This is a genomic window from Frankia sp. AiPs1 (assembly GCF_023716945.1).
Taxonomy (GTDB): Bacteria; Actinomycetota; Actinomycetes; order Frankiales; family Frankiaceae; genus Frankia.
Map to the genome: position 1 here is coordinate 1 of NZ_JAMQQF010001035.1, position 1,008 is coordinate 1,008.

Consider the following 1,008-nt stretch of genomic DNA (forward strand, 5'->3'; position numbering starts at 1 on the left):
GCCCCGGTGAGCGGCGCGGCAAGCCGGTAGGCGGCCAGCAGATGGGCGCCGATGAGGGCATTGCCCCGCGCGGAGGCGTGCAGACCGTCGGGGGCGAACAGCGTCGGGTCGGCGCCGAAGCGCCGTGACACGGCGGTTCGCAGGGTCACCGGCGTGCCGCCGGCCGCGGCGACCGCGGGCGTCTGGGCCCGTTCGAGCAGCAGGCCGAGCAGCCAGAGGACCTCGCGCAGCGGGGGCCGGACCGCGGAGATGACGCTCAGGTCGGGCGTGGTGCCGACGATCACGTGGGCGCCGCCGCGGCGCAGGTCGGTCACGGCACCGGCGAGGTGGCGGGCGGCGGCCGCCGGCGAGGTGCGATTGCGGATGTCGTTGACGCCGATGGAGATGACGGCCAGGTCGGGTGCGGCGGGCGCGATCCGGGCGACCTGGGCGGCGAGGTGCACGGCACGGGCGCCGTCACGGGCGGCGCTGACGACCCGCACGTGCCGACCGCCATCGCCACCACCGTGCCCGCCACCGCCGCCACCGCCGTCACCGTGACCACCGCCGCGGTCGGAGCCGCGGTCGCGGTCGCGGTCGGACCGGCGGTCGCGGTTTGAACCGCGGTCGGCGGCGAGGGCCCGGGCCAGCCAGCCGCCGAGGGTGTCGTCGTAGTCGTGCACACCGGTGCCCTGGGCGCTGGAGTCGCCGAGGATCCCGAGGGTGAACGGCGGATGCGTCGGGTTGCCGTAGTACTCACGCACCGGCGGCGCGGGGGTGGTCAGCGGCCGCACCCGGCCATCGGCCGCACCGCCCTGGTACAGCGCCAGGCGCCACACCCCGACGCCCGCCCCCACGAACGCACCGCTGCCCGCGGCCCCCGCCGACAGCAGCAACCGGCCTCGCCCGATCATCGCTCCCCCCTCCGGCCACCGACGGGTGGCGCGTCCACCGGCGATCGATCCCCGCCCGCGGCGCCCGCACCCGGCCGGCTGGCGTCGCTCGCCGCCGACGCGCCGGACGCCACCG

At 78.2% G+C, this 1,008-nt stretch carries 1 protein-coding gene; it reads right to left on the bottom strand.

Translation table 11 applies throughout. The features are described 5' to 3' along the window. On the bottom strand, positions 1 to 893 hold an 893-nt coding region (locus tag ND748_RS32690; protein WP_251750116.1), incomplete at its 3' end, for an SGNH/GDSL hydrolase family protein. Positions 894 to 1,008: the final 115 nt, after the last annotated feature.